Raw genomic sequence first — 21,953 nt, 5'->3', positions numbered from 1 at the left:
GCGGGTCGGCTCCTTAAGGGCGTCAGGCGGTGTGCTCGGCGACGAGCTCGCGGGCCGCGTCGAGGTCGGCGGGGGTCTTCAGGGCCAGCGTCTTGACGCCGGGGAGGGCACGCTTGGCCAGGCCGGTCAGGGTGCCACCGGGGCACAGCTCCAGGAGGGCCGTGACGCCGAGCTCCTTGAAGGTCTCCATGCACAGGTCCCAGCGGACCGGGTTGGCGACCTGGCCCACCAGGCGCTCCAGCACCTCGGCGCCGGACGCGACCGCCTTGCCGTCCTTGTTGGACACGTAGGCGACCTTCGGGTCGGCCGGGGCGAGGGCCTTGGCGGCCTCCGCCAGCGTGTCGACCGCGGGGCCCATGTGGTGGGTGTGGAAGGCGCCGGCGACCTTGAGCGGGACGACCCGGCGGACGCCCTCGGGCTTGTCGGCCTCCAGCGCGGCGAGCTGCTCCATGGTGCCGGCGGCGACGATCTGGCCGCCGCCGTTGATGTTCGCCGGGGTGAGGCCCAGCTTCTCCAGGTGCGGGACGGTCACCTCCGGGTCGCCGCCGAGCAGCGCCGCCATGCCGGTCTCGGTGATCGCGGCGGCGTCGGCCATGGCCAGACCCCGCTTGCGGACCAGGGAGAGGGCGGCGGCGTCGTCGAGGACGCCGGAGAGGGCGGCGGCGGTGATCTCGCCGACGCTGTGGCCGGCGACCGCGCCGGGGTTGATGTCACCCAGTGCCGAGGCGGACAGCAGCCCGGCCGCGACCAGCAGCGGCTGCGCGACGGCCGTGTCGCGGATCTCCTCCGCGTCGGCCTTGGTGCCGTAGTGGGCGAGGTCGAGTCCGATGGCGTCCGACCACGCGGCGACGCGGTCGGCGGCACCGGGGAGTTCGAGCCATTCGGTCAGGAAGCCGGGCGTCTGGGAGCCCTGGCCGGGAGCGACGAGTACGAGCACTCTCACACTCTCTCTTGCGTACGGGCGCGGCCGCCCGTGGGGACAAGGACGAAGAACCGGAGGGGGTTTTGTCGACCCCCGACAAAAGACTAGGTCTGGAGATCACCATCGGCCAGACGCCCCAGGATCAGCGCGATCCGCAGGGTGAACGCAGAGCGTACATCGGAGGGTGACCAGCCGGTGACGTCTGTCACACGTCGAAGCCGGTAACGAACGGTGTTGGGGTGAACGAACAACATCCGCGCCGCGCCTTCGAGGCTGCTCGCCTGCTCGAGATACACGCTGAGCGTCTCGAGCAGCGCCGCGCCGGCCTCCTCGAGCGGTCTGTAGATCTCCTCCACCAACTGCTCGCGCGCCGAGGGGTCGCCGGCGATCGCGCGCTCCGGCAGCAGATCGTCCGCCAGCACCGGGCGCGGGGCGTCCTGCCAGGCGGAACACGCCTTGAGTCCCGCGGCGGCGGCCTGCGCGGACCGGGTCGCGGCCAGCAGGTCCGGCACCACGGGTCCGGCGACGACGGGGCCGGCCGCGTACGGGCCGATCAGGGACTTCGCGACGGCCAGCGGGTTGTCGCTGCCGCCCGCGATGACGACGAGACGGTCGCCGAGGACGCCGGTGAGCACCTGGAGCTTGGCGTGCCGGGCGGCCCGCCGGATCGCCTCCACGGTCAGCTCGGAGTCCCCGTCGGGGGCGGTGCCCAGCACCACGCACACATGCTCGGGGGAGTTCCAGCCGAGCGCGGCGGCCCGTGAGACGGCGCCCTCGTCGGCCTCGCCGCTGAGCACGGCGTTCACCACCAGCGACTCCAGGCGCGCGTCCCAGGCGCCGCGTGCCTCGGCGGCCTGGGCGTACACCTGGGCGGTGGCGAAGGCGATCTCCCGCGCGTAGACGAGGAGCGCCTCGCGCAGCACGCTCTCGTCGCCGGGGGCCGCCACCTCGTCGATGGCGGTCTCCATCACCTCGATCGTGGTCCGCACCATCTCCACGGTCTGCCGCAGCGTGATGGCCCGGGTCAGCTCGCGCGGCGCGGTGCCGAAGACGTCGGTGGAGATCGCCTGCGGGGTGTCGGGGTGCCGGAACCACTCGGTGAAGGCGGCGATGCCCGCCTGGGCGACCAGGCCGATCCAGGAACGGTTCTCCGGCGGCATGGCCCGGTACCAGGGCAGCGTCTCGTCCATCCGCGCGATGGCCTGGGCGGCGAGCGAGCCGGACGACTGCTCCAGCCGCTTCAGCGTCGCGGAGTGCGGATGGGCGGGGCGTGCGGCGGGTCCGGGGGTACTGGTTTCGGGTTCGGGCACGGGACAAGACTGCCTTATCCGGGCGGCGGGCCGTGCCCCGGGTCGCGCCCGTCCCCGGTCCTGTGCCCCGTGTCCGGGCTCCGGTGCCCCCGCCGTGCGCCGTCCCCGCCCCCTCCCTGAGGGCCTACCGTGGAGGGCGTGATGGACGTCAGGCGAGCGAGCGAGCGCTACAGGGGCGGAGACCCGGCGGCGGGCATCGAGTCGTGGCACGCCCTGTCCTTCGGCCCCCACTACGACCCGGACAACCTGCGCTTCGGCGCGGTGATCGCCTGCAACGAGGAGCGTCTGGGCCCGGGCGCAGGCTTCGACGAGCACCCGCACAGCCACACCGAGATCGTCACGTGGGTGATCTCCGGTGAGCTGACCCACCGCGACTCGAAGGGCAACGAGACGGTGATCCGCCCCGGCGACGTCCAGCGCCTCAGCGCGGCGTCGGGCGTCCGCCACGTCGAGCGCAACGCGGCCCGCGTCCCGCTGACCTTCCTCCAGATGTGGCTGGCCCCCCTCAAGCCGGGCGGCGAACCCCGCTACGAGGTCGTCCGCGGCATAGCCGACTCCACCCCCTACGCCCTCCCGGAGGCCGGCGCGATGCTCCACGTCCGCCGCCTGTCCCCCGGCGGACGCACGGCGGTCCCCGCGGCGCCCTACGTCTACGTCCATGTCACCCGCGGCACGATCCGCCTCGACGGCGAGCGACTGAAGCCCGGCGACGCGGCCCGCCTCACGGACGAGAAGGACGCGGAGGCGGTGGCGGAGGAGGAGGCGGAGGTCCTCATGTGGGAGATGTCGGGGTTCTGAGCCGCGCACCGTGGTACGTTCCAGCCGCCGTGCAGCACTGCGATCCGAGGAGGTGAGACCGATCAACGCTTCGACAGGTCGGGCCTCCCTCCCTCGCATGGCCTAGGGAGCGCCCGCAGAGGCTCTGCGAAAGGCCGCATCCCCATGCGTTTCCTCTCCGACACGTCGTCCGACGGCGTCCGCGAACAGCTCTTCACCCTCGGCGAGATCCCCGGCGTCCTGTGGACACCGGCCGACGCCGGCACCACGCCCCGTCCCCTCGTCCTCCTGGGCCACGGCGGCGGCCGGCACAAGAAGGACCCCGAGGTCTCGACGCTCGCCCACCGCCTGGTGACCGAGTGCGGCCACGCCGCCGTGTGCGTGGACGTCCCCGCCCACGGCGACCGGCCGAAGGTCGAGGAGTACGACCGCCTCGCCGCCGAGAACCAGGCCCGCGTGGAGGCGGGCGAGGAACTGGCGCCGCTGATCGCCGGGTTCCAGGCACTGGTGGCCCGCCGGACCGTGCCGGAGTGGCGGGCGGTGCTGGACGCGGTGCAGGAGCTCGGCCACGTGGGCGCCGGTCCGGTGGGCTACTGGGGCGTCTCGCTGGGCTGTGGTCTCGGCGTTCCGTTCGTCGCCGCCGAACCCCGTGTGGGCGCGGCGGTGTTGGGCCTGGGCGGCGCGCAGGCCACGGCGGAGGCCGCCGCCCGGATCACCGTCCCGGTGCGGTTCCTGGTCCAGTGGGACGACGAACGGGTGCCCAGGGAACAGAGCCTGGCCCTGTACGACGCCCTGGCCTCACCGGAGAAGACCCTCCACGCCAACCCCGGCAGACACGGCGAGCTCCCGGCCTTCGAACTGGACAGCACCGTGAGCTTCTTCCGCCGGCATCTCGGCCGGAACCAGCCCTGACCGTCGACGACCCGGCGCAGCCACGCCGCTTCCCTCGGGCGCAGGTCCGGGTCGTTGAGCTTGTGGCGGGCCGCGTCCTGGAGGCGGCCCGCCGGGTCGGTGCGGCGCTCCGCCCCGGCGCGGTGGATCCGTGCCGGGGCGGAGGAGGTTCGGCGGAGCTCAGGGGCGCCTCAGAAGGTCAGGCCCCAGCTGCTGATGTAGCCCGTGTCGCCGCCGTAGCTGTCGGTGACGCGGAGCTTCCACGTGCCGTTGGCCGTCTCCGAGGAGGCGTTCACGGTGTACGTGGTGTTGATGTTGTCCGTGGAGCCGCCGGTGCCGGAGGACTTCAGGGTGTAGACCGAGCCGTCGGGGGCCACCAGGGAGACCGTCAGGTCACCGATGTAGGTGTGGACGATGTTCACCGGGACCTGGAGGGCCGACGGGGCGTTGCCCGAGACGCCGGTGACGGTGATGGGGGACTCGACCGTCGTGTAGTCGCTGATCGTGTACCGCGTCGAGCTGGTGAACGTCTTGCCGGCGGGCGGGGTGGTGCCGCCGTTGCCGCCGACGTGGAGCAGACGGTTCGGGGAGCCGGTGCCGGGGCTGGTGACGGCGCCGGAGACCGAGTTGGCTATCAGCGCGGAGGCGACCTGCGACGGGGTGGCCGACGGGTGGTCCGCGAGGTACAGCGCGGCGGCGCCGGCGACGTGCGGGGTGGCCATCGAGGTGCCGGAGATGGTGTTGGTGGCGCTGTCGCTGGTGTTCCAGGCCGACGTGATGGACGAGCCCGGCGCGAAGATGTCCAGGTTCGAGCCGTAGTTCGAGTAGCTGGCGCGGGCGTCGGTCGACGTGGTCGCGCCGACGGTGATCGCCTCGGCCACCCGGGCCGGCGAACCGGTCGCGGTCGTCGACTCGTTGCCCGCGGCCACGGCGAAGGTGACGCCGGCCGCGATGGCGTTGCGCACCGCGTTGTCCAGCGTGGTGCTGGCGCCGCCGCCGAGCGACATGTTGGCGACGGCCGGGAGGACCGCGTTGGCGGCGACCCAGTCGACGCCCTCGATCACGCCGGCGGTGGTGCCGGAGCCGTTGTTGTCCAGCACGCGCACGCCGACGATGCTCGCCTTCTTGGCGACGCCGTACGAGGTGCCCGCGACGGTGCCGGCGACGTGGGTGCCGTGGCCGTTGCCGTCCTGGGCGACGTTGTCGCCGTCGACCGCGTCGTAGCCGTTGCGGGCGCGGCCGCCGAAGTCGCTGTGGGAGATGCGCACACCGGTGTCGATGATGTACGCGGTGACGCCCTGGCCGGCGGTGTCGTCGTAGGTGTACGACCCGCTCAGCGGCAGCGCGGTCTGGTCGATGCGGTCCAGGCCCCAGGACGGCGGGTTGGTCTGCGTGGCCTGGATGGTGAAGGTGCGGTTCTGCTCGACGAGCGCGACCGAGGGGTCGGCGGCCAGCTCGGCGGCCTCCGCCTCGGTGGCCTCCACGGTGTAGCCGTTGACGGCCTCGCGGAAGATGTGCTCGACGTCCGCGCCGTGCTTCTTGGCCACGCCCTTGCCCTGGGCGGTGGTGGCCTTGGTGCCGGACTTCAGGGTGACGATGTAGCTGCCCTCGACCGCGTTCGGCGCGTCCGCGTAGGCGATCGTCCCCTTGGGGGATTCCGCGGAGTACGCGGCGGGGGCGGTGAACAGACCGCCCGTGAGAGCCGCCGCGGCGACCGCGCCGACGCCGACGATCGATCTGTGCTTGGCGTTTCGCTTCACTGCCATCTGAGGTTTCTCCTCGACAGGTGGGGAGTGTGGGGGTGACGCCTCTTGGGGGTGAGGCGCCGCACGGCGTACGTCCGTACCGGATCACCGGGACACACGAATGTCAGGAACATGCCAAACACGGACGCTGTGGCCGCGCTCCGCATGTCCTGTCGCCAGGCGAAAGATTGATCTGTCTACGCGGATTGCACAAGGGGTTCAGCCGCTCGTTAACGTCGGTGCCACAAAGCCGTGGTGACACAAGGTCATCAACTGGCACACATACGCTGCGTAAACATGATCACCATCACAGTCACGGCGTGGGACGGGCGACGGTGAGGCGTTCCGTATACCGAGACGGGAGGGGCGGGGCGGGACCGCCGGCGGCGAACGGCGGCGATCAGCCGCGCAGTTCCGCCAGCACCGCGTCGGTGAACGGCGGCCACGCCTCGACGGCCCAGGGTCCGAACGCCCGGTCGGTGAGCGCCACGCAGGCCGCGCCCGCGTCCGGGTCGATCCACAGGAACGTGCCCGACTGGCCGAAGTGCCCGAAGGTGCGCGGCGAGGACGAGGCGCCCGTCCAGTGCGGCGCCTTGGCGTCCCGGATCTCGAAGCCGAGCCCCCAGTCGTTGGGGTTCTGGTGGCCGTAGCCCGGCAGCACGCCCTTCGTGCCCGGGTACTGCACGGTCATCGCGGCGGCCACCGTCCGCGGGTCCAGCAGCCGCGGCGCCTGCACCTCGGCGGCGAACCGCAGCAGGTCCTCCACCGTGGACACGCCGTCCTTGGCGGGGGAGCCCTCCAGCGAGGTGGACGTCATCCCCAGCGGCTCGAGCACCGCCTGCCGCAGATACTCGGCGAACGGGATCTCCGTCGCCTTCTCCACATGGTCGCCGAGCTGCTCGAACCCGGCGTTGGAGTACAGCCGCCGCTCGCCGGGCGCGGAGGTCACCCGGCGCTCGTCGAACGCCAGACCCGAGGTGTGCGCGAGCAGATGCCGCACCGTCGAGCCCTCGGGGCCCGCCGGCTCGTCCAGCTCGACCGCGCCCTCCTCGTACGCCACGAGCACCGCGTACGCGGCCAGCGGCTTGGTGACCGAGGCCAGCGGGAAGCGGTGCCCGGACGGTCCGTGCGTGCCCAGGACGGCGCCGTCGGCCCGTACCACCCCCGCCGCAGCGGTGGGAACCGGCCAGTTCTCGATCGACGCGAGGCTCTTCAGCGACATGCCGACGAGCCTAAGCGCTCACAGCATGAGCTCCAGCAAAGGGTCCGGCTTGGGCGTGAACCCCAGCGACCGGTACAGCGGCTCCGCCTCCGCGCTCGCGGTCAGCCGCACCCGCCCGGCGCCCCGCTCGCGGAACCACTCCAGCAGCGCCTCCACGCAGGCGCGCGCGTAGCCACGGCGGCGGGCGTCCGGGTCGGTGGCGACGCTGAAGACGTGGCCGTCGGTCCCGCGCGGGTTCCGCGCCCCGCCGATCCGGTAGTCCAGCGTCCCGGCCACCAGCGCCGCGAGGGCGCCGGGCCGCTCCGGGTGGTCCACGACGAACGCGGCGAAGGAGTCGTCCTTGGCGAGCCGCTCGCGCAGCACCGGCAGGGACGCCGCGTGCCACGCGGTGGACGGGTCGGAGCGGGCCATCGAGTCGATCATCACCTGGCGCAGACGCAGCACTTCCTGCGCGTCCTCGGGCGTCGCCCGGCGTACAAGGCTCATGCCCGCACGGTAGTCGGAGCGTCCCGACACGTCCGCCCGTTTCTCACCGGCGCCGCTTGCCTGGAGCGCACTCCAAGGATCTAGCGTGGACGCATGACGGTGACGGAGACCACGGACACCAGGACCGACACCTGCGCCGGACCCCCGCAAGGCGACCGGCGGCCGGACGGCAAGGACAAGTACACGATCAGCGAGGTGGCCGCCCTCACCGGGCTGACCGCGCACACCCTGCGCTGGTACGAGCGGATCGGCCTCATGCCGCACATCGACCGCTCCCACACCGGGCAGCGCCGCTACACCAACCGCGACCTCGACTGGCTCGCCCTGGTCGGCAAGCTCCGCCTGACCGGCATGCCGGTCGCCGACATGGTGCGCTACGCCGAACTGGTCCGGGCCGGCGACCACACGTACGCCGAGCGGTTCGACCTGCTCAAGGCGACCCGCGAGGACGTGCTGTCCCGGATCGCCGAACTCCAGGGCACCCTCGCCGTCCTGGACCGCAAGATCAGCTTCTACGCGGACGCCGGGCGCGCCCTGGCCTCGGAAAGGGCATGATGACCGAGCACACGATCCCCACGACGACGCTGGGTGCCGGCGGTCCCGAGGTGGGAGTGCAGGGCCTCGGCTGCATGGGCATGAGCTTCGCCTACGGCCCCGCCGACGCGGACGCCTCCCGGGCGACCCTGGAACGCGCCCTGGAGCGGGGCGTCACCCTCTACGACACCGCCGACGCGTACGGCGCGGGCGACAACGAGCGCTTCCTCGCCCCGTTCCTCGCGGCGCACCGCGACGAGGTGCTGATCGCCACCAAGTTCGCCCTGTCGATCCCGCCGGACGACCCGAACCGCCGCATCATCCGCAACGACCCGCCGTACATCCGCCAGGCCGTCGAGGCGAGCCTGCGCCGCCTGGACGTCGACGTCATCGACCTCTACTACATGCACCGGCGCGACGTGAACGTGCCGATCGAGGAGACCGTCGGCGTCATGGCCGAGCTGGTCCGCGAGGGCAAGGTGAAGCAGTTGGGCCTGAGCGAGGTGACGGCCGGTGAGCTGCGCGCCGCGCACGCCGTGCACCCGATCGCCGCCGTGCAGTCGGAGTGGTCGCTGTTCAGCCGGGACATCGAGGCCGCCGTGGTGCCGGCCGCGCGCGAACTGGGCGTCACCCTCGTCCCGTACTCGCCGCTCGGCCGCGGCTTCCTCACCGGCGCCTTCCAGGACGCCACGAAGGACCTCACGCAGGACGACTTCCGCCGCACGATGCCCCGTTTCACGGGCGAGAACGCGGCGGCCAACGCGGCCCTCCTGGAGCCGGTCCGCGCGGTCGCCGAGTCCCACGGAGCGACCCCCGCGCAGATCGCCCTGGCCTGGGTCCATCAGCAGGCGAACGTCCACGGCCTCCCGGTCGTCCCCATCCCCGGCACCCGCAGCCCGTCCCGCGTCGACGAGAACACGGCGGCCACGAGCATCACCCTGACGGAAGCGGACCTGGCAGCCCTGAACCCGATCGCGGAAAAGGTCACAGGCACCCGCTACGCGGACATGTCGTTCACCTCAGCGGGCAGGGAGTAGAAGGCGCCTCACGAGGGGCGCCCCCGAAGGGGCGCGGGGAACCGCGCGCCAAGCCCCACGCACCCGCACCCGGCGGACGACTCACAGCTCCGCGAGCAACTCCGCCTTCTTGGAGGAAAACTCCTCGTCCGTCACCAGCCCCGCCTGATGCAACTCCCCGAGATGCCGGATCCGCTCGGCGATGTCCGCGGGATCGCGCCGAGCGGACGACACACCCCCCGCGCCCGCGGCGGGCGAGGATATGGCCGGCACCGCCGAGCAGCTCCGCACCGCGGCCAGCACCGCCGCCGCGAACGGCAGCGACTCGTGCACGGGCCCGTACCCGAGCCCGAACACCACCGCGGCGGGGTCCTGGTCGGCCTGCGCCGGGGCCGGCACCGCCGTGTCCCGGCGCAGCAGCCGCAGATGACCCTCGAACACCTCGGGCGAACGCCACTCCACCCCGCTCAGCTCGGAGACGGGGAAACGCTGGTCGCCGGCCTTCCACTTCGCCGAGGACGCCCCGGTCCAGAACCAGCGGAACGCCACCGACGTGCCGTCGAACGTCGCCTTGCCGTCGTACGCCTTGAACTGCAGCGGCGCCTCGGGCGCGGCCACCAGGTGGCGTTCGGCGGGGCCCGACTCGGTGAGCTGGGCGCGCAGTTCGTCGGCGTAGTACTCGGCGAGCGTCTCCCGCTCGGCGGGCAGCACCAGCCGGTAGGGGTCGCTGCTCTCCTTCAACTGCCCGGCGGCCGCCTCCATCAGCGGGTCGGCTCCCGGCCGGGGCTCCAGACGCAGTACGACGGTCCCGCGCTTGCCGGGCGAGAGGGTCACGCCCTCGATCGCCTCCAGAGGCACGCGCCGTTCCCCGAGCGCCTGGAACAGCTTGGGTGTCCGAATCCCTCGTACGTAACGGATGAGCACGGAGTCGGACTCGAACTCCCAGGCGGCATGAAATCCGGCCAGTACGTCACCCATGCGGCTCATCGTATGCGGCACGAGCTTCTCCGTCCCCTCCCCACGCATACCGCAGTATCTCCGCTTCTACGCGCGTCCGGTAGGGGTCGTACCGGACAAACCCGCCAGGCAGGCGTCGTTCCGGTGCGCACACGACACCGCCGTGTATGCGCCAACCCCGATCGTCGCGAAGTTCCGCAGGCTGTCCGTGCCGGGCACGAAGTACCCGGCGTGCCCCCTGGCGTCCCGGGCCGACAGCACGCGTGCGCCGAACCCGTCCGCCACCGGGTCGGCCCCGTGGCCCAGTCCGCCGAGCTCCAGGTGGGGCACGTCCTGGATCCAGTCGTCGGCGTCCCGCATCGCCCACACCCGCGCGGTGGTGCGCAGCTGGGACGCGTGCTCCACCCGCATCCCCGGGCTGCCGGCCACGGCGATGTCGGACACCCGCTCCGGCAGGTCCCGCGCCGCCACTCCGCAGACCACCGAGCCGTAGCTGTGGCAGAACAGCGAGACCGGAGTGAGCCCGGGCAGTCCCCGCACCATCGCGTTGAGCCGGTCCGCGCCGTCCTCCGCGCGCATCGCCGTGGCCGCGTCCATGCCGAGACCGCTGGGCGCGGTGTAGTCGGCCCAGGCGATGACGGCCGTGCGGGTCGAGGGACCGGCCTGCCGCTCGGCCTTGTACAGCGACTTGGCCATGCCCACGGGAGCGGAGTGCCGGCGCTCGGAACGCTGGAAGGTCAGCAGGTCGGTGTCGACGCCGGGGACGACCACCGACACCCGCTCGGCGTGGCGCAGGTCACCGAAGACCTCGGCGACCCGCCCGGCGCCCGCCGGGTTGAAGGCGAGGATGTGCCGGCCCGGACGCATGAGCGCATCGATGCGGTCCATCCTGCGGGCGGCCTGCTCCTGCCCCTCGGGCGTGAGCCGGGTGTCGTGCACCCGGCCCAGCTCGGTCTCGCGGGCCTCGGCCAGTGCGATGCGGTTGGCCCGGTAGCGCAGTTCGACCGGCGCGCCGTTCATGTTGCCGACGGCCAGCGGGTAGCGCTCGGCGAGCCGGAGCCGCTGCGCGTCGGAGAGGGAGGCGAAGAACCGGGCGAGGCGCGTCGGCGCCGACTGCGGGTCGGGCAGCGGCTTCCCGGCCACCCGTCCGTCCTCCCACGCGGAGAGCGACGCCTGCAGGGGAGCGGGGTGGCGCTGGTGACGCAGTGCCGTCCAGCCGGTGGTCGCCAGCATCACGAAGACCACGGCGAGCGCCAGCAGCGCCCGCCACACGTTCAGCTGGGGGGAGGTGTCGAAGGAAGTCACTGGGAGGACACACTAGGAGAACGAGAGTGTCTCGCGGGAATCCAGTGACCGGGATCACGTTTCGTTGTGCCGATTCAGGGACGCAGTCGTACGCCAGTTCGTGGCGAGGGCCGGTCCGACATGGTCCAGGCACGTCCGCATCAGCTCGCGGAGCGCCTCCGTGCTCAGGTCGCCCCCCTCGGTCCACCGGCGCTCGGCCACCCGGATCACCCCGCCGAACGCGGCCACCAGGATGCGCGGCCGTGGGTCGGTGTCGACGTCCAGCCCCTCGCGCTCGGCGACGATGCCCGCCAGCTCCTCCTCCAGCTCCGCCGCCCGGCGCAGATGCGCGGCGAGCAGCGCCGGGGTGGACTCGATGACCCGGTAGACGCGCAGGTGCAGTTCCAGCGGGACGAGCTGTCCCACGGCCTCGTCGATGGCGTCCCAGCTGTCCAGCACGGCCCGGCGCAGCGCCTCCAGCGGCGCCTCGTCGCGCGGGCGGGCCCGTACGGCCTCGGCGATCCGCTGCTCCGCCAGGCGCGGCACGAACAGCGCCACCTCCTCCTTGCTGGCGAAGTAGCGGAAGAAGGTGCGCTGGGAGACGTCCACGGCCGCGGCGATGTCGTCGACCGTCGTGCCGTCGTAGCCGCGCGTGGCGATGAGCTCCAGGGCGGCCCGGACCAGTGCGTCCCGGGTGCGCTGCTTCTTGCGCTCGCGCAGCCCCGGCCGTGGCGGGGAGCCCGCGACGGTCCCGACCGTGTCCATGGCTCCTCCTTGAACCGTTCGCCCGGACCGGGCGAGGGGCGCATGTCCTGTCAGTTACTGACTGGTGAAATGAATTGTCAAGTGTCAGTAACTGACACTAGCCTCGAACGTATGACTAGTCAGACCACCCTCGACAAGGCGGGGCAGGGGGACGGCCCTTCGGCCGGCCCGTCGGAGGCGACGCCCGGCAAGGGGCTGCGCGGACACCCCTGGTTCACGCTGTTCACCGTCGCCGTGGGCGTCATGATGGTGGCCCTGGACGGCACCATCGTGGCCATCGCCAACCCGGCCATCGCCAGCGACCTGGGCGCCACGCTCGCCGACGTCCAGTGGATCACCAACGCGTACTTCCTCGCCCTCGCGGTCTCCCTGATCACCGCGGGCAAGCTCGGTGACCGCTTCGGCCACCGGCAGACCTTCCTCATCGGCGTGGTCGGCTTCGCCGCCGCGTCCGGGGCCATCGGCCTGTCCGACAGCATCACCCTGGTCATCGTCTTCCGTGTGCTCCAGGGCCTGTTCGGCGCGCTGCTGATGCCGGCCGCGCTCGGCCTGCTGCGGGCCACGTTCCCCGCCGAGAAGCTCAACATGGCCATCGGCATCTGGGGCATGGTCATCGGCGCCTCCACCGCCGGCGGCCCGATCCTCGGCGGCGTCCTCGTCGAGCACGTCAGCTGGCAGTCGGTGTTCTTCATCAACGTGCCGGTCGGCGTCCTCGCCGTCGCGCTCGGCGTGTGGATCCTGCTCGACCACCGCGCGGAGAACGCGCCGCGCTCCTTCGACATCCCCGGCATCGCCCTGTTGTCCGGCGCGATGTTCTGCCTGGTGTGGGCGCTGATCAAGGCGCCCGAGTGGGGCTGGGGCGACGGCAGGACCTGGGCGTTCATCGCCGCCTCGGTGGTCGGCTTCGCCGTCTTCGCCTTCTGGGAGACGAAGGTGAGGGAGCCTCTGATCCCGCTGGCCCTCTTCCGCTCCGTCCCGCTGTCCGCGGGTGTGGTGCTGATGGTCCTGATGGCCATCGCCTTCATGGGCGGCCTGTTCTTCGTCACCTTCTACCTGCAGAACGTGCACGGCCTCAGCCCGGTCGACGCCGGTCTGCACCTGCTGCCCCTCACCGGCATGATGATCGTCGGCTCCCCGCTCGCGGGCGTGATGATCACCAAGGTCGGCCCGCGCATCCCGCTCGCGGGCGGCATGGCCTGCACCGCGCTCGCCATGTACGGCATCTCCACGCTGGAGAAGAGCACCGGCAGCCTCACCATGTCCATCTGGTTCGCGCTGCTCGGCCTCGGTCTCGCCCCCGTCATGGTCGGCGCCACCGAGGTCATCGTGGGCAACGCGCCGCTGGAGCTGTCCGGTGTGGCCGGCGGCCTCCAGCAGTCCGCGATGCAGGTCGGCGGCAGCCTCGGCACGGCCGTGCTCGGCGCCGTGATGGCCTCCAAGGTGGACGGCGACCTGCCGGGCAACTGGGAGAAGGCGGGCCTTCCGCCGCTGACCCCGGAGCAGGCCGGCCAGGCCTCCGAGGCGGTCCAGGTCGGTGTGCCGCCGGTGCCGAAGGGCACCCCCGAGGCGATCGCCGCGAAGATCACCGACGTCGCCCACGACACCTTCATCTCCGGCATGAGCCTGGCGTCGCTGGTCGCCGCCGGGGTCGCCGCCGTCGCGGTCCTGGTCGCGCTGCTCACCAAGCGCGGCGAGAACGCGGAGGCGGGAGCGGGCGTCGGCCACATCTGACGCCCCGTGAGGGCCGTCGCCGGCGCGCCGCCGGAGGGGTGCGGCGCGCCGGCGACGGTCATCCCCCGTACACGCCGGGGGAATTCAGGACGCAAGCGGGGGTACCCGCCATGTCAACCAACCCTTCAGGGAGTTGATGATGGCGAGCTTCGGTCAAGGAACGCGCAGGCACCCCCGCACACGTGGCCGGACGTGGTCACGGTCCGGGCCGGATCGCGCGACGCTGGGGATCGTCGGAGCCATCTGCGCCGTCGCCGGTTTCTTCGTCCTGGGCATCGTGCTCGGCCCGGTGGCGATGGTGTGCGGCTGGCTGGCCATGGGCCGCAGCTGGGCGGGGTCCCGCTCGGTGCCGGCCCTGATCGCCCTGGTCCTCGGCGCCATCGACACGCTCCTGGCCGTCATCTGGCTGGCCGGTGCGGGCGCCATGGGGACCGGCATGTTCTGACCCGGTCGACAGCGGCATCGAGGGGGGCCTCCGGCTGGTCAGCCGGAGGCCCCCCCTCACTGTCGCGGCTCCGCCCCACGGGGCAGGCGACGATGTTCCCCGCGCCTCAGGGGGCGGCGGTGGAACAGCCCCCAGGGGCGCGGGGAACTGCGCGAACGGCCCGAACGCACCCGCGGCCGCCCCACCACCCCAGGTGGCATCCCCCGCGCCCCGCCGGAGGCGCTACGCGTCGCCGCCCGCCGCGCCCGGGTCCGCCGCCGACACGTCCAGCAGCTGGTAGCGGTCGATGGCCTGCTTCAGCACCGAGCGGTCCAGGTGCCCCTCACGCGCCAGCTCCGTCAGCACCGCCAGCACCACCGACTGCGCGTCGATGTGGAAGAAGCGCCGCGCCGCCCCGCGGGTGTCCGCGAAACCGAACCCGTCCGCGCCCAGCGACTGGTACGTCCCCGGCACCCAGCGCGCGATCTGGTCCGGCACCGACCGCATCCAGTCGGACACCGCCACCACCGGCCCCTGTGCCGACGCCAGCTTGCGCGTCACGTACGGGGTCCGCTGCTCCTCCTCCGGGTGCAGCAGGTTGTGCTCCTCGCACGCCACCGCCTCGCGCCGCAGCTCGTTCCAGGAGGTCGCCGACCAGACGTCCGCCTTGACGTTCCACTCCTCGGCGAGGATCTTCTGCGCCTCGATCGCCCACGGCAGCGCCACCCCGGACGCCAGGATCTGCGCCGGGAGGGAGCCCGAGGTGCCCTCGCTGAAGCGGTACAGGCCCTTGAGGATGCCCTCGACGTCCACGTTCTCCGGCTCGGCCGGGTGCTGGATGGGCTCGTTGTAGACGGTCAGGTAGTAGAAGACGTCCTCGCCGTGCGGGTGTTCCTCCGACGAGCCGTACATCCGGCGCAGCCCGTCCTTCACGATGTGCGCGATCTCGAAGCCGAACGCCGGGTCGTACGCGACGCACGCCGGGTTGGTCGAGGCGAGCAGCTGCGAGTGTCCGTCGGCGTGCTGGAGACCCTCACCGGTCAGCGTGGTGCGGCCGGCGGTCGCGCCGAGCACGAAACCGCGCGCCAGCTGGTCGGCCATCTGCCAGAACTGGTCGCCCGTGCGCTGGAAACCGAACATCGAGTAGAAGACGTACACCGGGATGAGCGGCTCGCCGTGCGTGGCGTACGCCGAGCCCGCCGCGATCAGCGAGGCCGTGCAGCCCGCCTCGGAGATGCCGTCGTGCAGCATCTGGCCCTGCGGCGACTCCTTGTAGGCGAGCAGCAGATCCCGGTCCACCGCCTCGTACTGCTGGCCGAGCGGGTTGTAGATCTTCGCGCTCGGGAAGAACGAGTCCATGCCGAACGTGCGGTACTCGTCCGGCGCGATCAGCACGAACCGGCGGCCGATCTCCTTGTCCCGCATGAGGTCTTTGAGGAGCCGTACGAAGGCCATGGTCGTCGCGATGGACTGCTGGCCCGAGCCCTTCTTCACACTCGCGTACGTCTTGTCCTCGGGCAGCGCCAGCGGCTTGCCGCGCACCACCCGGGTCGGCACGTACCCGCCGAGGGACCGGCGGCGGTCGTGCATGTACTGCATCTCCTCCGAGTCCGGCCCCGGGTGGTAGTAGGGCGGCAGACCCGACTCCAGGTCCTTGTCCGGGATCGGCAGGTGCAGCCGGTCCCGGAAGTGCTTCAGGTCGTCGACCGTCAGCTTCTTCATCTGGTGCGTGGCGTTGCGGCCCTCGAAGTTCGGGCCCAGCGTCCAGCCCTTGACCGTCTTCGCCAGGATGACCGTCGGCTGGCCCTTGTGCTCCACCGCCGCCTTGTACGCCGCGAAGATCTTGCGGTGGTCGTGACCGCCGCGCCCCAGGTGCAGGATCTGGTCGTCGGTCATGTTCTCGACCATCGCGCGCAGCCGGTGGTCGTCGCCGAAGAAGTGCTTGCGGATGTACGCCCCGGACTCCGTGGCGTACGTCTGGAACTGGCCGTCCGGCGTGGTGTTCATCTTGTTCACCAGCACGCCGTCGCGGTCCTGGGCCAGCAGCGGGTCCCAGCTGCGGTCCCAGATCAGCTTGATCACGTTCCAGTCGGCGCCCCGGAAGATCGACTCCAGCTCCTGGATGATCTTGCCGTTGCCGCGCACCGGGCCGTCCAGCCGCTGCAGGTTGCAGTTGACGACGAAGGTCAGGTTGTCCAGGCCCTCGCGCGCCGCGATGCTCAGCTGGCCCAGCGACTCCGGCTCGTCCATCTCGCCGTCGCCCAGGAACGCCCACACGTGCGACTTCGAGGTGTCCGCGATGCCCCGCGCGTGCATGTAGCGGTTCATCCGCGCCTGGTAGATCGCGCCGATCGGGCCGAGGCCCATCGACACCGTCGGGAACTCCCAGAAGTCCGGCATGGACCGCGGATGCGGGTACGACGACAGCGCGTACGGCGCCTTCGACTTCTCCTGGCGGAACCCGTCCAGGTGCTGCTCGCTCAGCCGGTCCAGCAGGTACGCGCGGGCGTAGATGCCCGGGGAGGCGTGCCCCTGGAAGAAGACCTGGTCGCCGCCGTCGCCCTCGTCCTTGCCGCGGAAGAAGTGGTTGAAGCCCACGTCGTACAGCGAGGCGGAGGACGCGAACGTCGCGATGTGGCCGCCCACCCCGATGCCCGGGCGCTGGGCGCGCGAGACCATCACGGCGGCGTTCCAGCGGGTCGCGTTCAGGATCTTGCGCTCGATCTCCTCGTTGCCCGGGAAGAACGGCTCCGCCCGGGTGGGGATCGTGTTGACGTAGTCCGTGCTGCGCATCTCGGGCACGGCCACGCGCCGGGCGCGGGCCCGCTCGATCAGCCGCAGCATCAGATAACGGGCCCGCTCCCGGCCGCGCTCGTCGACCGCGGCGTCGAGGGAGTCGAGCCACTCCTGGGTTTCCTCGGGGTCGAAGTCAGGAACCTGACTCGGAAGGCCGCCAATGATGATCGGGCTGCGATCGGATGCGGAAGCCACGCTGTTCCTTACCTGTCGGAGGGCCGTGGACGGGCCGTCGTCTCGCGCGCCACGGCCCGGTGTGCGCCGCTCCCATGCTCCACCCCGCGACCGCGGACGTCATCTCTACCGAGAGGTAATCCCTCGGCGCGGCCGGTACGGTGACGCAAGGGGCGAGTACATGCGAGTCTCGTACCCACAAGCGGTTCCCAAACGCCCAAACGGGGCACAAAGGTGTGGTGTCCATCACTGCTGACGGAGACGGGGTGCCTGGAGTTGCGGTGACCCGGCCAGGATCGTCACCGTTTCGGCGGTCCGCACGGCCGGGTACTTGCGCGATCCGTCCCGCCCGTGTGGACTACGGCCAATGCTTCGCGCACGCGCGTGGCTGAGATATTTCCCAAGACATGATCAGGAGGCAACCCGTGAGCGCGACCGCGGACCACGCGGAGGAGCGGACGAACCCTGCCGCCAGGCTGGGGTTCCAGCCCGGGCAGGTGGTCCAGGAGATCGGCTACGACGACGACGTCGACCAGGAGCTCCGCGAGGCCATCGAGGGCGTCATCGAGAGCGACCTTGTCGACGAGGACTACGACGACGTGGCCGACGCCGTTGTGCTGTGGTTCCGTGACGACGACGGCGACCTGACGGATGCGCTGGTGGATGCCACCACGTACATCGAAGAGGGCGGCGCGATCCTGCTGCTCACGCCGAAGACCGGCCGGGACGGTTACGTCGAGCCGAGCGAGATCTCGGAGGCCGCCACCACGGCCGGCCTGACGGCGTCCAAGAGCGTCAGCGTGGGCAAGGACTGGAGCGGCAGCCGGCTGGCGACCCCGAAGGCCGCCAAGTCGAAGCGGTGACACACCCCCGGACGGGCCGGCGGCGGCGTGCGCCGCACGCGTCGGCCCGTTCGCGGGACCCTCGTCCTGCCTGCGTAGGGTGGCCGTACGGCACCACCCCGGAGGGACGAGGACGACGATGACGATCCCGGTCGGAGCGCAGGCCCCCGACTTCGAACTCAAGGACAACCACGGCGCCCCGGTGCGCCTGTCCGACTTCCGCGGGCGGAAGAACGTCGTGCTGCTCTTCTACCCGTTCGCCTTCACCGGTGTCTGCACCGGCGAGCTGGGCGAGATCCGCGACCGGCTGGAGCAGTTCTCCGAGCGCGACGCCGAGGTGCTCGCCGTCTCCAACGACTCCATCCACACCCTGCGCGTCTTCGGCGAGCAGGAGGATCTTCCCTTCCCGCTGCTCAGCGACTTCTGGCCGCACGGCGACGTCTCGCGCGCCTACGGCGTCTTCGACGAGGACAAGGGCTGCGCCGTGCGGGGCACCTTCGTCATCGACCGGCAGGGCGTCGTGCGCGCCACCGTGAGCAGCGCACTGGCGGACGCCCGTGACCCCGGCGAGTACCTCGCGGCGCTCGACACTCTGTGAGCGTCCGTCCCCAGGGCCTGCGGGTCCGGGGAACCCGTCACTAGGATCGACTCGTTGATCCGACATCCATGCACAACGGGGCATCCCGCCCCCGGGACACCAAGGGAGGACTCGTGGGAGTCAGCCTCAGCAAGGGCGGCAACGTATCGCTGAGCAAGGAGGCGCCGGGACTGACCGCGGTCATCGTCGGACTGGGGTGGGACGTGCGCACCACGACCGGCACCGACTTCGACCTGGACGCCAGCGCCCTCCTGCTGAACAGCTCGGGCAAGGTCGCCAGCGACCAGCACTTCGTCTTCTTCAACAACCTCAAGAGCCCCGACGGCTCCGTCGAGCACACCGGCGACAACCTCACCGGTGAGGGCGAGGGCGACGACGAGCAGATCAAGGTCAACCTGGCCGCCGTCCCGGCCGACGTGGAGAAGATCGTCTTCCCGGTCTCCATCTACGACGCCGAGAACCGCCAGCAGTCCTTCGGCCAGGTGCGCAACGCGTTCATCCGCGTCGTCAACCAGGCCGGCGGCGCCGAGATCGCCCGTTACGACCTGTCGGAGGACGCCTCGACCGAGACCGCCATGGTCTTCGGCGAGCTGTACCGCCACGGCGCGGAGTGGAAGTTCCGCGCCATCGGCCAGGGCTACGCCTCGGGCCTGCGCGGCATCGCGCAGGACTTCGGCGTGAACGTCTGAGCCGGGCTCGTCCCGGGTACGGACCCGGGCGGCCGTCCCGTACGGCCACCGCCCGGGCGCCGCGCGCCTGCCGCGTGCGGCGCCCGGGGACGCCCCCTCGCGGGGGAGTGCAGGACCATCTGGAAACACCACCCGGAGGGGGACCAGCATCATGGGCGTCACGCTCGCCAAAGGGGGAAACGTCTCCCTGTCCAAGGCCGCACCCAACCTCACACAGGTGATGGTCGGGCTCGGCTGGGACGCGCGCTCCACCACGGGCGCCGACTTCGACCTCGACGCCAGTGCGCTGCTGTGCAGCGGCGGCCGGGTCATGGGGGACGAGTGGTTCGTCTTCTACAACCAGCTCAAGAGCCCCGACGGCTCCGTGGAGCACACCGGCGACAACCTCACCGGTGAGGGCGACGGCGACGACGAGTCCCTGCTGGTGGACCTCTCCAAGGTGCCGCCGCAGTGCGACAAGATCGTCTTCCCGGTATCCATCCACATGGCGGACGAGCGCGGCCAGACCTTCGGCCAGGTCAGCAACGCCTTCATCCGCGTGGTGAACCAGGCCGACGGCCAGGAGCTCGCCCGCTACGACCTCAGCGAGGACGCCTCCACGGAGACGGCGATGATCTTCGGCGAGCTCTACCGCTACCAGGGCGAGTGGAAGTTCCGTGCAGTAGGGCAGGGGTACGCGTCGGGTCTGCGGGGCATCGCTCTAGACTTCGGGGTCAACGTTTCGTAAAGCCGCCACGCGGCGGGGGAGACCCGTACACACACATGGGGTAGCCAGTGGTTCTGAAAACCTTCGGCTGGTCGTTCGCGGTCACCGCGCTCGGCCTGGTCGCAGCGATCCTCTTCGGGGGGTGGACCGCCTTCGGAATCGTGGCGATCCTCTCGATCCTCGAGATCTCGCTGTCCTTCGACAACGCGGTGGTCAACGCCGGAATCCTGAAGAAGATGAATGCCTTCTGGCAGAAGATCTTCCTCACCGTCGGCATCCTGATCGCCGTCTTCGGCATGCGGCTGGTCTTCCCCGTCGTCATCGTCGCGATCAGCGCACAGCTCGGTCCGATCGAGGCGGTCGACCTCGCGCTCAGCGACAAGGACCGTTACCAGGAGCTCGTCACCGACGCCCACCCGGCCATCGCGGCCTTCGGCGGCATGTTCCTGCTCATGATCTTCCTGGACTTCATCTTCGAGGACCGGGACATCAAGTGGCTGGCCTGGCTCGAGCGGCCGCTGGCCAAGCTCGGCAAGGTCGACATGCTGTCGGTCTGCATCGCGCTGATCGTCCTGCTGATCTCCGCCATGACCTTCGCCACCCACGCCCACCAGCACGGCGGGACGCACGTGGACAAGGCGGAGACCGTCCTGCTGGCCGGTATCGCGGGTCTGATCACCTACATGATCGTGGGCGGGCTCTCCGGCTACTTCGAGGACAAGCTCGAAGAGGAGGAGGAGCAGGAACACGAGGAGGAGGAGAAGGCCGCCCGCGAGGGCAAGCCCAGGTCGGCCGTCGCCCTGGCCGGCAAGGCCGCGTTCTTCATGTTCCTCTACCTCGAGGTCCTGGACGCGTCCTTCTCCTTCGACGGCGTCATCGGCGCCTTCGCCATCACCAACGACATCGTCCTCATGGCGCTCGGCCTGGGCATCGGCGCCATGTACGTCCGGTCGCTCACGGTCTACCTGGTCCGTCAGGGCACCCTGGACGACTACGTCTACCTGGAGCACGGCGCGCACTACGCGATCGGCGCCCTGGCGCTGATCCTGCTCGTCACCATCCAGTACCAGATCAACGAGATCATCACCGGTCTCGTCGGCGTCGTCCTGATCGGCGCCTCCTTCTGGTCCTCCGTGCGCCGCAACAAGCGCATCGCGGAGGCCGAGGCACAGGCGGGCGAGAAGACCGAGGTCTCGTCCGGGGTGTGACAGCCCTCCGGGTGAGGAACGCTCTCGACGGGGCGGCCACGAGGAGCAGTCCTCGCAGGCCGCCCCGTCGGCCGTGCGGCGCACCGGGCGCCCCGCGGCCACCGGCGGGGGTTCGACGAGTGGACTTGGGGCGGGAATGGGTTTACTGGACGGACTGTGGCGCGGCCGGAACAACGACTTCGACTCCGGCAACGCGGCCACCAACGCCATCGAGCTGACCAGGCGGCACGCCCAGGTGTCGCTGACCAAGCAGGGCGCGGCCACGGGCCATCTGCGGATCAACCTGAGCTGGCAGATGCGCACCTCCGACCTGGGCGGCCCGCAGCGGGAGTCCCTGCTGCGCCACCCGTTCAAGGCGCTCAGGCCGCCGGAGGTCGTCGGACACAGCCAGTCCATGGTCAACGTCGACCTCGACCTGGGCTGCCTGTACGAGCTGCAGGACGGCACCAAGGGCGTCGTGCAGCCCCTCGGCGGCTACCTCGGCGACGTCAACGGCCCGCCGTACGTGAAGCTCAGCGGCGACGACCGGTTCGGCTCCGCCTCCGGCGAGACGATCTACGTCAACCTCGACCAGCGGGAGAACATCAGACGCCTGCTGGTCTTCGCCTACATCTACGACCAGACGCCCGCCTTCGACCGCACCAAGGCCGTCGTCACGCTCTACCCGAGCAACGGCCCGCGCATCGAGATCTCCCTCGACGAACGCCAGCCCCAGGCCCGCTCCTGCGCGGTGGTGCTGATCGAGAACGTGAAGAACGAGATCCTCGTGCGCCGCGAGGTGCGGTTCGTCTACGGCTTCCAGGCCGAGCTGGACCGGCTGTACGGCTGGGGGCTGCAGTGGGGCCGGGGCTTCAAGACGAAGGCCGACCGCTGAGC

The 21,953-nt window shown here is 71.1% G+C and carries 21 protein-coding genes; 12 read left to right on the top strand and 9 right to left on the bottom strand.

Annotated features, from left to right (window positions below; all coding sequences use genetic code 11):
* Window positions 1-22 precede the first annotated feature (22 nt).
* Both AY578_RS09915 and fasR read right to left on the bottom strand, forming a co-directional pair.
* The gene (locus AY578_RS09915; protein WP_136239366.1) at window positions 23-937 is read right to left on the bottom strand and encodes an ACP S-malonyltransferase; all 915 of its coding nucleotides are present in this window, start codon (window positions 935-937) and stop codon (window positions 23-25) included.
* An 89-nt stretch (window positions 938-1,026) separates the two neighbouring features.
* The gene (gene fasR, locus AY578_RS09910; protein WP_019522532.1) at window positions 1,027-2,232 is read right to left on the bottom strand and encodes a fatty acid biosynthesis transcriptional regulator FasR; all 1,206 of its coding nucleotides are present in this window, start codon (window positions 2,230-2,232) and stop codon (window positions 1,027-1,029) included.
* A 141-nt stretch (window positions 2,233-2,373) separates the two neighbouring features.
* Between fasR and AY578_RS09905 the strand changes: the two genes are divergently transcribed.
* Together AY578_RS09905 and AY578_RS09900 are read left to right on the top strand one after the other, a co-directional pair.
* Complete coding sequence (locus AY578_RS09905) at window positions 2,374-3,030, top strand: pirin family protein (protein WP_086020104.1); 657 nt, start codon at window positions 2,374-2,376, stop codon at window positions 3,028-3,030.
* Window positions 3,031-3,174: 144 nt separating this feature from the next.
* Window positions 3,175-3,921 carry a dienelactone hydrolase family protein gene (locus tag AY578_RS09900; RefSeq protein ID WP_136239368.1) on the top strand — a complete coding sequence of 249 codons (747 nt, stop codon included), beginning with the start codon at window positions 3,175-3,177 and terminating at the stop codon, window positions 3,919-3,921.
* Window positions 3,922-4,091: 170 nt separating this feature from the next.
* Here AY578_RS09900 and AY578_RS09895 read toward each other — a convergent pair whose 3' ends face one another.
* The 3 genes from AY578_RS09895 to AY578_RS09885 form a co-directional block, all read right to left on the bottom strand.
* A complete protein-coding gene (locus AY578_RS09895) occupies window positions 4,092-5,666 on the bottom strand; it encodes a S8 family serine peptidase (protein ID WP_136239369.1) in 1,575 nt (524 codons plus the stop codon).
* A 379-nt stretch (window positions 5,667-6,045) separates the two neighbouring features.
* A complete protein-coding gene (locus AY578_RS09890; RefSeq protein WP_258902274.1) occupies window positions 6,046-6,867 on the bottom strand; it encodes a serine hydrolase domain-containing protein in 822 nt (273 codons plus the stop codon).
* A gap of 18 nt (window positions 6,868-6,885) precedes the next feature.
* Window positions 6,886-7,353 (bottom strand): GNAT family N-acetyltransferase, encoded by a 468-nt coding sequence (locus tag AY578_RS09885; RefSeq protein ID WP_136239371.1) that lies wholly within the window; start codon window positions 7,351-7,353, stop codon window positions 6,886-6,888.
* Between the two features lie 93 nt (window positions 7,354-7,446).
* On the opposite strand from AY578_RS09885, the gene AY578_RS09880 reads away from it, so the two are divergent.
* Both AY578_RS09880 and AY578_RS09875 read left to right on the top strand, forming a co-directional pair.
* A complete protein-coding gene (locus tag AY578_RS09880; RefSeq protein ID WP_019522523.1) occupies window positions 7,447-7,908 on the top strand; it encodes a MerR family transcriptional regulator in 462 nt (153 codons plus the stop codon).
* A complete protein-coding gene (locus tag AY578_RS09875; protein WP_136239372.1) occupies window positions 7,908-8,924 on the top strand; it encodes an aldo/keto reductase in 1,017 nt (338 codons plus the stop codon). The genes AY578_RS09880 and AY578_RS09875 overlap by 1 nt, the downstream gene beginning before the upstream one ends.
* A gap of 81 nt (window positions 8,925-9,005) precedes the next feature.
* On the opposite strand, the gene AY578_RS09870 is transcribed toward AY578_RS09875, so the two are convergent.
* The 3 genes from AY578_RS09870 to AY578_RS09860 all read right to left on the bottom strand — a co-directional run bounded on the left by AY578_RS09870 (window position 9,006) and on the right by AY578_RS09860 (window position 11,909).
* Entirely contained in the window at window positions 9,006-9,881 is an 876-nt protein-coding gene (locus AY578_RS09870; RefSeq protein WP_136239373.1) for a DUF4429 domain-containing protein, read from the bottom strand.
* 66 nt (window positions 9,882-9,947) lie between these two features.
* The gene (locus AY578_RS09865; RefSeq protein ID WP_019522520.1) at window positions 9,948-11,165 is read right to left on the bottom strand and encodes an alpha/beta hydrolase; all 1,218 of its coding nucleotides are present in this window, start codon (window positions 11,163-11,165) and stop codon (window positions 9,948-9,950) included.
* A 54-nt stretch (window positions 11,166-11,219) separates the two neighbouring features.
* Entirely contained in the window at window positions 11,220-11,909 is a 690-nt protein-coding gene (locus tag AY578_RS09860; RefSeq protein ID WP_019522519.1) for a TetR family transcriptional regulator, read from the bottom strand.
* A 111-nt stretch (window positions 11,910-12,020) separates the two neighbouring features.
* Between AY578_RS09860 and AY578_RS09855 the strand changes: the two genes are divergently transcribed.
* Window positions 12,021-13,640, top strand: a complete 1,620-nt coding sequence (locus tag AY578_RS09855) for an MFS transporter (protein WP_136239375.1) — start codon at window positions 12,021-12,023, stop codon at window positions 13,638-13,640.
* 136 nt (window positions 13,641-13,776) lie between these two features.
* Complete coding sequence (locus tag AY578_RS09850; RefSeq protein WP_028959742.1) at window positions 13,777-14,085, top strand: hypothetical protein; 309 nt, start codon at window positions 13,777-13,779, stop codon at window positions 14,083-14,085.
* A gap of 222 nt (window positions 14,086-14,307) precedes the next feature.
* Here AY578_RS09850 and aceE read toward each other — a convergent pair whose 3' ends face one another.
* Window positions 14,308-17,055, bottom strand: a complete 2,748-nt coding sequence (aceE, locus tag AY578_RS09845) for a pyruvate dehydrogenase (acetyl-transferring), homodimeric type (RefSeq protein WP_258902273.1) — start codon at window positions 17,053-17,055, stop codon at window positions 14,308-14,310.
* A gap of 404 nt (window positions 17,056-17,459) precedes the next feature.
* Between aceE and AY578_RS09840 the strand changes: the two genes are divergently transcribed.
* The 6 genes from AY578_RS09840 to AY578_RS09815 all read left to right on the top strand — a co-directional run bounded on the left by AY578_RS09840 (window position 17,460) and on the right by AY578_RS09815 (window position 21,951).
* Complete coding sequence (locus tag AY578_RS09840; protein ID WP_019522515.1) at window positions 17,460-17,897, top strand: DUF3052 domain-containing protein; 438 nt, start codon at window positions 17,460-17,462, stop codon at window positions 17,895-17,897.
* 118 nt (window positions 17,898-18,015) lie between these two features.
* Complete coding sequence (locus tag AY578_RS09835; RefSeq protein WP_137210407.1) at window positions 18,016-18,474, top strand: peroxiredoxin; 459 nt, start codon at window positions 18,016-18,018, stop codon at window positions 18,472-18,474.
* 113 nt (window positions 18,475-18,587) lie between these two features.
* Window positions 18,588-19,163 carry a calcium homeostasis/redox stress adaptation protein gene (locus AY578_RS09830; protein ID WP_019522513.1) on the top strand — a complete coding sequence of 192 codons (576 nt, stop codon included), beginning with the start codon at window positions 18,588-18,590 and terminating at the stop codon, window positions 19,161-19,163.
* 151 nt (window positions 19,164-19,314) lie between these two features.
* Entirely contained in the window at window positions 19,315-19,890 is a 576-nt protein-coding gene (locus AY578_RS09825) for a TerD family protein (RefSeq protein WP_019522512.1), read from the top strand.
* Window positions 19,891-19,937: 47 nt separating this feature from the next.
* The gene (locus AY578_RS09820) at window positions 19,938-21,077 is read left to right on the top strand and encodes a DUF475 domain-containing protein (RefSeq protein ID WP_019522511.1); all 1,140 of its coding nucleotides are present in this window, start codon (window positions 19,938-19,940) and stop codon (window positions 21,075-21,077) included.
* A gap of 136 nt (window positions 21,078-21,213) precedes the next feature.
* On the top strand, window positions 21,214-21,951 hold the full coding sequence (locus tag AY578_RS09815) for a TerD family protein (RefSeq protein WP_028959743.1): 738 nt from the start codon (window positions 21,214-21,216) through the stop codon (window positions 21,949-21,951).
* The last annotated feature ends 2 nt before the right edge of the window (window positions 21,952-21,953 follow it).

The sequence above is a fragment of the Streptomyces thermocarboxydus genome (assembly GCF_024760485.1).
Classification (GTDB): domain Bacteria; phylum Actinomycetota; class Actinomycetes; order Streptomycetales; family Streptomycetaceae; genus Streptomyces; species Streptomyces cellulosae.
Note: the sequence above shows the minus strand (reverse complement) of the source record. Positions and strands in the feature narration are given on the sequence as shown.

What these genes read in the sequence shown, in the direction of transcription:
- AY578_RS09875 (WP_136239372.1), top strand. Translation starts at nt 7,908, where the DNA reads ATGACCGAGCACACGATCCCCACGACGACGCTGGGTGCCGGCGGTCCC.
- AY578_RS09815 (WP_028959743.1), top strand. Translation starts at nt 21,214, where the DNA reads ATGGGTTTACTGGACGGACTGTGGCGCGGCCGGAACAACGACTTCGAC.
- AY578_RS09900 (WP_136239368.1), top strand. Translation starts at nt 3,175, where the DNA reads ATGCGTTTCCTCTCCGACACGTCGTCCGACGGCGTCCGCGAACAGCTC.
- AY578_RS09905 (WP_086020104.1), top strand. Translation starts at nt 2,374, where the DNA reads ATGGACGTCAGGCGAGCGAGCGAGCGCTACAGGGGCGGAGACCCGGCG.
- AY578_RS09825 (WP_019522512.1), top strand. Translation starts at nt 19,315, where the DNA reads ATGGGCGTCACGCTCGCCAAAGGGGGAAACGTCTCCCTGTCCAAGGCC.
- AY578_RS09895 (WP_136239369.1), bottom strand. Translation starts at nt 5,666, where the DNA reads ATGGCAGTGAAGCGAAACGCCAAGCACAGATCGATCGTCGGCGTCGGC.
- AY578_RS09870 (WP_136239373.1), bottom strand. Translation starts at nt 9,881, where the DNA reads ATGGGTGACGTACTGGCCGGATTTCATGCCGCCTGGGAGTTCGAGTCC.
- AY578_RS09855 (WP_136239375.1), top strand. Translation starts at nt 12,021, where the DNA reads ATGACTAGTCAGACCACCCTCGACAAGGCGGGGCAGGGGGACGGCCCT.
- AY578_RS09880 (WP_019522523.1), top strand. Translation starts at nt 7,447, where the DNA reads ATGACGGTGACGGAGACCACGGACACCAGGACCGACACCTGCGCCGGA.
- AY578_RS09885 (WP_136239371.1), bottom strand. Translation starts at nt 7,353, where the DNA reads ATGAGCCTTGTACGCCGGGCGACGCCCGAGGACGCGCAGGAAGTGCTG.
- AY578_RS09890 (WP_258902274.1), bottom strand. Translation starts at nt 6,867, where the DNA reads ATGTCGCTGAAGAGCCTCGCGTCGATCGAGAACTGGCCGGTTCCCACC.
- AY578_RS09860 (WP_019522519.1), bottom strand. Translation starts at nt 11,909, where the DNA reads ATGGACACGGTCGGGACCGTCGCGGGCTCCCCGCCACGGCCGGGGCTG.
- AY578_RS09835 (WP_137210407.1), top strand. Translation starts at nt 18,016, where the DNA reads ATGACGATCCCGGTCGGAGCGCAGGCCCCCGACTTCGAACTCAAGGAC.
- AY578_RS09850 (WP_028959742.1), top strand. Translation starts at nt 13,777, where the DNA reads ATGATGGCGAGCTTCGGTCAAGGAACGCGCAGGCACCCCCGCACACGT.